Origin of the sequence: Mesorhizobium sp. M7A.F.Ca.CA.003.01.2.1 (genome assembly GCF_003998945.1) — a bacterium.
GTDB lineage: Bacteria > Pseudomonadota > Alphaproteobacteria > Rhizobiales > Rhizobiaceae > Mesorhizobium > Mesorhizobium ciceri.
The window spans coordinates 1-7,331 of sequence record NZ_RZRA01000173.1 but is presented as its reverse complement, the minus strand read 5'-3'; the positions used below and the strand labels follow the sequence as shown (position 1 = coordinate 7,331).

Here is a 7,331-nt window from a genome sequence, read left to right as displayed (position 1 = left end):
GGCTTCATCGCCGGGCGCACGGCGCCGGCCGGCCGCACCATGGGCCACGCCGGCGCGGTCATCTCCGGCGGCAAGGGCGGCGCCGAAGACAAGATCGCGGCGATGGAATCGGCCGGGATAAAAGTTTCGCCGTCGCCGGCAAGGCTGGGCACGACCTTGGTCGAAGCGATCAAAGGGTAAGGGAGTAGGGGAGTAAGGGAGTAGGGCAGTAGGGAAAATAGCAGCGGCAAAAAGCCCTGCTCCCCTATTCCCTTATTCCCCTACTCCCCTCCAAAAACAGGAGACGGAGCCGGGCTCCGCGGACAAAAATGGCAAGACAAGATCAGGCCAACGACCAATTTTCTCTCACCTCTTTCCTCTATGGCGGCAATGCCGATTACATCGACGCGCTTTATGCCGCCTATGAGGACGATCCAGCCTCGGTCAATCCCGAATGGCAGGAGTTCTTCGCCGGGCTGAAAGACGATTCCGGCGATGTGCGCAGGAACGCCAAGGGCGCCTCCTGGGCCAAGCCCTCCTGGCCGCTGCAGGCCAATGGCGAACTGGTGTCGGCGCTCGACGGCAATTGGGGCATCGTCGAGAAGACGATCGAAAAGAAGGTCAAGGACAAGGCGGTCACCAATGGCGTCGTCCTGTCCGACGCCGACGTGCACCAGGCGACGCGCGATTCGGTGCGCGCCATCATGATGATCCGCGCCTACCGCATGCGCGGCCATCTGCACGCCAATCTCGATCCGCTCGGCATCGCCAAGCCGCTCGAGGATTACAACGAGCTGTCGCCGGAAAACTACGGCTTCACCGAAGCCGATTACGACCGGCCGATCTTCCTCGACAATGTGCTGGGGCTTGAATTCGGCAGCATCCGGCAGATGCTGGAAATCCTGACCCGCACCTATTGCTCCACGCTCGGCGTCGAGTTCATGCATATTTCCGACCCTGAGGAAAAGGCCTGGATCCAGGCGCGCATCGAGGGTGCCGACAAGGAGATCACCTTCACCGCCGCCGGCAAGAAGGCGATCCTGCAGAAGCTGGTCGAGGCTGAAGGCTTCGAGCAGTTCATCGACGTCAAGTACAAGGGCACCAAGCGCTTCGGCCTCGATGGCAGTGAGGCGCTGATCCCGGCGCTGGAGCAGATCGTCAAGCGCGGCGGCCAGCTCGGCATGAAGGAAATCGTGCTCGGCATGGCGCATCGCGGCCGGCTGAACGTGCTCTCCCAGGTGATGGCCAAGCCGCACCGCGCCATCTTCCACGAGTTCAAGGGCGGCTCTGCGGCACCCGATGAGGTCGAAGGCTCGGGCGACGTCAAGTACCATCTCGGCGCCTCGTCGGACCGCGAGTTCGACGGCAACAAGGTGCATCTGTCCTTGACCGCCAACCCCTCGCATCTGGAAATCGTCGATCCGGTGGTGATGGGCAAGGCGCGCGCCAAGCAGGATTATCTGTTCGGCCGCAGCCGCGAGGAAATCGTGCCGCTGGAAGAGCGCGCCAAGGTGCTGCCGCTCTTGCTGCATGGCGATGCCGCCTTCGCCGGTCAGGGCGTGATCGCCGAGATCCTCGGCCTGTCCGGCCTGCGCGGCCACCGCGTCGCCGGCACGCTGCATTTCATCATCAACAACCAGATTGGTTTCACCACCAACCCGCGCTTTTCGCGCTCCTCGCCCTATCCGTCCGACGTCGCCAAGATGATCGAAGCACCGATCTTCCACGTCAATGGCGACGACCCGGAAGCCGTGGTGCACGCCACCAAGGTGGCGATCGAGTTTCGCATGAAGTTTTTCAAGCCTGTTGTGGTCGATATGTTCTGCTATCGCCGCTTCGGCCACAATGAGGGCGACGAACCGGCCTTCACCCAGCCGATCATGTACCGCAACATCCGCAACCACAAGACGACGGTGCAGATCTATGGCGACCGGCTGATCGCCGAGGGTCACCTCACCCAGGCCGAGCTCGACCAGTTGAAAGCCGACTGGCGGGCGCATCTGGAATCCGAATGGGAAGTCGGCCAGCACTACAAGCCCAACAAGGCTGACTGGCTCGACGGCGCCTGGTCGGGCCTGCGCACTGCCGACAACCAGGACGAACAGCGGCGCGGCAAGACCGCCGTGCCGGTCAAGACACTGAAGGAAATCGGCAGGAAGCTGACCGAGGTGCCGAAGGACTTCGAGGCGCACAAGACGATCATCCGCTTCCTCGAAAACCGCCGCCAGGCGATCGAGTCCGGCGAAGGCATCGACTGGTCGACGGCCGAGGCGCTGGCCTTCGGCGCCATCCTGCTCGACGGCAATCCGATCCGCCTGTCGGGGCAGGATTCCGAACGCGGCACCTTCTCGCAGCGCCATTCCGTGCTCTACGACCAGCGCGACGAGACCCGCTACATCCCGCTCAACAATCTGTCGGCGGCTCAGGCCGGCTACGAAGTCATCAACTCGATGCTGTCGGAAGAGGCGGTTCTGGGCTTCGAATACGGCTACAGCCTGGCCGAGCCAAAGGCGTTGACCTTGTGGGAAGCGCAGTTCGGCGACTTCGCCAACGGCGCCCAGGTGGTGTTCGACCAGTTCATCTCGTCAGGCGAACGCAAGTGGCTCAGAATGTCGGGCCTCGTCTGCCTCTTGCCGCATGGCTATGAAGGCCAGGGTCCGGAACATTCCTCGGCCCGGCTCGAACGCTTCCTGCAGCTTTGCGCCGAAGACAACATGCAAGTCGCCAACTGCACCACGCCGGCCAACTACTTCCACATATTGCGCCGGCAGCTGAAGCGCGACTTCCGCAAGCCGCTGATTCTGATGACGCCGAAGTCGCTGCTGCGCCACAAGCGCGCGGTGTCGACGCTGCCGGAAATTTCGGGCGAAAGCTCGTTCCACCGGTTGCTGTGGGACGATGCGCAGCTGCTTTCCGGACAAGCGATCAAGCTGGTCAAGGATTCCAAGATCCGCCGCGTCGTGCTGTGTTCGGGCAAGGTCTATTACGACCTCTATGAGGAGCGCGAGAAGCGCGGCATCAACGACATCTATCTGCTGCGCGTCGAGCAGCTTTACCCGTTCCCGGCCAAGGCGCTGATCACCGAACTGTCGCGGTTCCGCAATGCCGAGATGGTGTGGTGCCAGGAGGAGCCCAAGAACATGGGCGCCTGGTCGTTCATCGACCCGTATCTGGAATGGGTGCTGGCGCATATCGACGCCAAGCATCAGCGGGTGCGCTACACCGGCCGTCCGGCCGCCGCCTCGCCGGCGACCGGACTGATGTCGAAGCATCTCGCCCAGCTCGCCGCCTTGCTCGAAGACGCGCTTGGTGAATAGAGAAGATCTGGGCGAACAACAGAACCGAAAGAAAACGGACAGGCACAATGGCTACCGAAATCCGCGTTCCCACTCTCGGCGAATCCGTCACTGAAGCGACCGTCGGCAAATGGTTCAAGAAGGTTGGCGATACAATCGCCGCCGATGAACCGCTGGTCGAGCTCGAGACCGACAAGGTGACGGTGGAGGTGCCTGCCGCCGCCGCCGGCACGCTGGGTGAGATCACCGTCAAGGAAGGCGAGACGGTCGGTGTCGGCGCGCTGCTGGGGTCGATTTCGGCAGGCGGCGCGGCTCCCGCCACGAAGCCGCAAGCGGTGTCGCAGGCCTCGTCGCCGGATGCGGCATCGACCGGCAAGCAGGCCGCGGCCGAGACCGCCAAGATCGCCGGCGATGCCGGCCCGGTCGAGCCGCGCACCATGCCACCGGCACCGGCCGCGGCGAAACTGATCGCCGAAAGCAATCTCTCGGTCGACCAGATCTCCGGTTCGGGAAAGCGCGGCCAGGTGCTGAAAGGTGACGTGCTCGACGCCATCTCCAAGGGCGCGCCGTCGCAGCCGGCCGAGACACCGAAAGCAGCACCGGCACCGGTTGCCGTGCGGGCGCCGTCCGCGGGCGACGATGCATCGCGCGAGGAGCGCGTGCGCATGACCAAATTGCGCCAGACCATCGCGCGCCGCCTCAAGGAAGCGCAGTCGACCGCAGCCATGCTGACCACCTTCAACGAGGTCGACATGTCAGCGGTGATGGCGCTGCGCACCAAGTACAAGGACGTGTTCGAGAAGAAGCACGGCGTGAAGCTCGGCTTCATGGGCTTCTTCACCAAAGCCGTCACCCACGCCCTGAAGGAAATCCCCTCGGTCAATGCCGAGATCGACGGCACCGACATCATCTTCAAGAACTATGCCCATATCGGCGTCGCCGTGGGCACCGAAAAGGGCCTTGTCGTGCCGGTGGTGCGCGATGCCGACCAGATGTCGATCGCCGAGATCGAGAAGGACATCGGCCGGCTGGGCATCGCCGCGCGCGACGGCAAGCTGTCGGTCGCCGACATGCAGGGCGGCACGTTTACGATTTCCAACGGTGGCGTCTACGGGTCGCTGATGTCGACGCCGATCCTAAACGCGCCGCAGTCGGGCATTCTGGGCATGCACAAGATCCAGGACCGGCCGGTCGTAGTGGGCGGCCAGATCGTGATCCGGCCGATGATGTACCTGGCGCTCAGCTACGATCACCGCATCGTCGACGGCAAGGAAGCGGTGACCTTCCTGGTCCGCGTCAAGGAAAGCCTGGAGGATCCGGAACGGCTGGTGCTTGATCTCTGAGGTCTGGTGCTGATCCGGCTGTTGGAATGTGTGCCGGAGGAAGGGATCTGCGCGGCAGAATGACGACCCGTTCCCTTAGCCTTTCCAAGGTGCTTTCGATCGCATCGATCGCGGCCGGCATGGTGCTGGCCGCTGCCGGCGCTCACGCCGCCTGTCCGATCGAGCTCGCTGTCTATGGCGATACACAGAGCGGCAGCGAGATCGACTTCACGCCGACCGGCACCTCGGCGACCGTCACCAACACCTTCCGCATGATTCTCGACAATGATGTGGTGCTCAACGGCATCGTCATGTGGAATGAAGGCGTATCGCGGCCGAACGGTGCGCTGATGCACAAATGCCCCGAGGGCGACGTCACCGGCGAGGAGCTTGCCGCCTGCACGCCCTGGCACGGCGTCATCTACACGGCGGATGAAAAGGGCAACATCGGACTGCTGCCGGCTGAAGGCGTCGAAGCGCCGAAGACGCTGATCCTGCCGGACCTCGGGTCGGCGTTGCGCCAATCCAGCGCCTATGGCGGCAGCGGATTTTCGAAAGTGCCGTGGGATGTGTTTGCCTTGAAGGGATGCCAGGAATGAGCGGGACGCAAAAGGTGCTGCTGGTCACCGGCGGCAGCCGCGGCATCGGCGCCGCGATCTGCCGGCTCGGATCGAAGGCCGGCTACCGGGTCGCGGTCAACTACGCTTCGAACCAGGAGGCCGCCAAGGCGCTGGTCGCCGAGATCGAGGCCGCCGGCGGCGAGGCTTTCGCGGTCAAGGGCGATGTCGGCAAGGAGTCCGATATCGTGGCCATGTTCGAGGCCGTCGACCGCGCCTATGGACGGCTCGATGCCTTCGTCAACAATGCCGGCATCGTCGACGTCAAGGCGCGCGTCGACGAGATGGATGTTTCGCGGCTGGAGCGCATGATGCGCATCAATGTCGTCGGCTCGTTCCTCTGCGCCCGCGAGGCGGTGAAGCGCATGTCGACCCGTCATGGCGGGTCGGGCGGATCCATCGTCAACATCTCGTCGGCCGCGGCGACATTGGGCTCGCCGGGCGAATATGTCGATTATGCCGCCTCCAAGGGCGCCATCGACACCTTCACCGTCGGGCTCGCCCGTGAGGTGGCGCTAGAAGGCATCCGCGTCAATGCGGTGCGGCCGGGCATCATCGACACGGACATCCACGCCTCCGGCGGGCAGCCGGACCGGGTGGAGCGGTTCCGCGATCTGCTGCCGATGAAAAGAGCCGGTACAGTGGATGAAGTCGCGGGCGCGGTTCTCTATCTTCTCTCCGACGCCGCGTCCTATACGACGGGCGCGATCCTGAATGTAAGCGGCGGCCGCTGAGCGCTCTCAAGCAGATCGAGCATGATGTTATCCGAAAACCGCGTCACACTTTTCGGCATCATGCTCAAAACAGAAGGACAGTATCATGGCTTATGACGTCGTTATCATCGGATCGGGACCCGGCGGCTATGTCTGCGCCATCAAGGCGGCGCAGCTCGGGCTCAGGGTTGCGGTGGTCGAGAAGAACGCGACCTTCGGCGGCACCTGCCTGAACATCGGCTGCATCCCGTCCAAGGCGCTGCTCCATGCCTCCGAGATGTTCGCCGAGGCCGGCCACTCCTTCGACACGCTCGGCGTCGAGACATCGGCGCCGAAATTGAACCTGAAGAAGATGATGGCGCACAAGGATGCGACGGTGTCGTCGAACGTCAACGGCGTCGCCTTCCTGTTCAAGAAGAACAAGATCGATAGTTTCCGCGGCACCGGCAAGGTGCTCGCCGCCGGTAAAGTGTCGGTCACCTCCGAGGACGGCAAGGTCGAGGAGATCGAGACGAAGAACATCGTCATCGCCACCGGCTCGGATGTCGCCGGCATTCCCGGCGTCAAGGTCGACATCGACGAGAAGGTGATCGTGTCGTCGACCGGCGCGCTGTCGCTGGATAAGGTTCCCGGCCATCTGGTGGTGGTCGGCGGCGGTGTCATCGGGCTCGAGCTCGGCTCGGTGTGGGCGCGGCTCGGCGCCAAGGTCACCGTGGTCGAATTCCTCGACACCATCCTGGGCGGCATGGACGGCGAGGTCTCCAAGCAATTCCAGCGGTTGCTGGGCAAACAGGGCTTCGAGTTCAAGCTCGGCGCCAAGGTCACCGGCGTCGCCAAGGCCAAGAAGGGTGCGACCATCACCTTCGAGCCGGTCAAGGGCGGCGCCGCCGAGACCATCGAGGCCGATGCCGTGCTGATCGCCACCGGCCGCCGCGCCTATGCCGACAGCCTCGGGCTCGGGGAAGCCGGCGTCGAGGTCGACGAGCGCGGCCGGGTCAAGACCGATGGCCATCTCAAGACCAATATCCCGGGCATCTATGCCATCGGCGATGTCATCGCCGGGCCGATGCTGGCGCACAAGGCCGAGGATGAGGGCGTGGCGGTAGCGGAAACCATTGCCGGTCAGGCCGGCCACGTGAACTATGACGTCATTCCGAGCGTCGTCTACACCAGCCCGGAAATCGCCTCGGTCGGCAAGACCGAGGAAGAATTGAAGAAGGCCGGCATCGACTACAAGATCGGAAAGTTCCCGTTCAGCGCCAATGGCCGGGCGCGCGCCATGCTGCACACGGACGGTTTTGTGAAGATCCTCGCCGACAAGCAAAGCGACCGCGTGCTCGGCGTCCATATCGTCGGCTTCGGCGCCGGCGAGATGATCCACGAGGCGGCGGTGCTGATGGAGTT

General features: G+C 63.6%; 5 protein-coding genes and 1 pseudogene. All 6 read left to right on the top strand.

Going from position 1 to position 7,331, the window contains the following annotated elements; translation table 11 throughout:
• Positions 1-180: pseudogene (locus EN969_RS09810) on the top strand (succinate--CoA ligase subunit alpha); the annotation flags it as partial.
• A 128-nt stretch (positions 181-308) separates the two neighbouring features.
• Positions 309-3,296 carry a 2-oxoglutarate dehydrogenase E1 component gene (locus EN969_RS09805; protein ID WP_027163286.1) on the top strand — a complete coding sequence of 996 codons (2,988 nt, stop codon included), beginning with the start codon at positions 309-311 and terminating at the stop codon, positions 3,294-3,296.
• A gap of 47 nt (positions 3,297-3,343) precedes the next feature.
• A complete protein-coding gene (gene odhB / locus EN969_RS09800) occupies positions 3,344-4,618 on the top strand; it encodes a 2-oxoglutarate dehydrogenase complex dihydrolipoyllysine-residue succinyltransferase (RefSeq protein ID WP_063169539.1) in 1,275 nt (424 codons plus the stop codon).
• Positions 4,619-4,677: 59 nt separating this feature from the next.
• Positions 4,678-5,196, top strand: a complete 519-nt coding sequence (locus EN969_RS09795; protein ID WP_063169538.1) for a hypothetical protein — start codon at positions 4,678-4,680, stop codon at positions 5,194-5,196.
• Positions 5,193-5,948, top strand: a complete 756-nt coding sequence (locus tag EN969_RS09790) for an SDR family oxidoreductase (RefSeq protein ID WP_013528853.1) — start codon at positions 5,193-5,195, stop codon at positions 5,946-5,948. The genes EN969_RS09795 and EN969_RS09790 overlap by 4 nt, the downstream gene beginning before the upstream one ends.
• A gap of 85 nt (positions 5,949-6,033) precedes the next feature.
• The coding region (gene lpdA / locus EN969_RS09785) for a dihydrolipoyl dehydrogenase (RefSeq protein ID WP_127419094.1) at positions 6,034-7,331 on the top strand (1,298 nt) is incomplete at its 3' end.

Excerpts from the sequence above, each read along its gene's own strand:
- EN969_RS09805 (WP_027163286.1), top strand. The coding sequence starts at position 309 with ATGGCAAGACAAGATCAGGCCAACGACCAATTTTCTCTCACCTCTTTC.
- EN969_RS09795 (WP_063169538.1), top strand. The coding sequence starts at position 4,678 with ATGACGACCCGTTCCCTTAGCCTTTCCAAGGTGCTTTCGATCGCATCG.
- EN969_RS09790 (WP_013528853.1), top strand. The coding sequence starts at position 5,193 with ATGAGCGGGACGCAAAAGGTGCTGCTGGTCACCGGCGGCAGCCGCGGC.
- odhB (WP_063169539.1), top strand. The coding sequence starts at position 3,344 with ATGGCTACCGAAATCCGCGTTCCCACTCTCGGCGAATCCGTCACTGAA.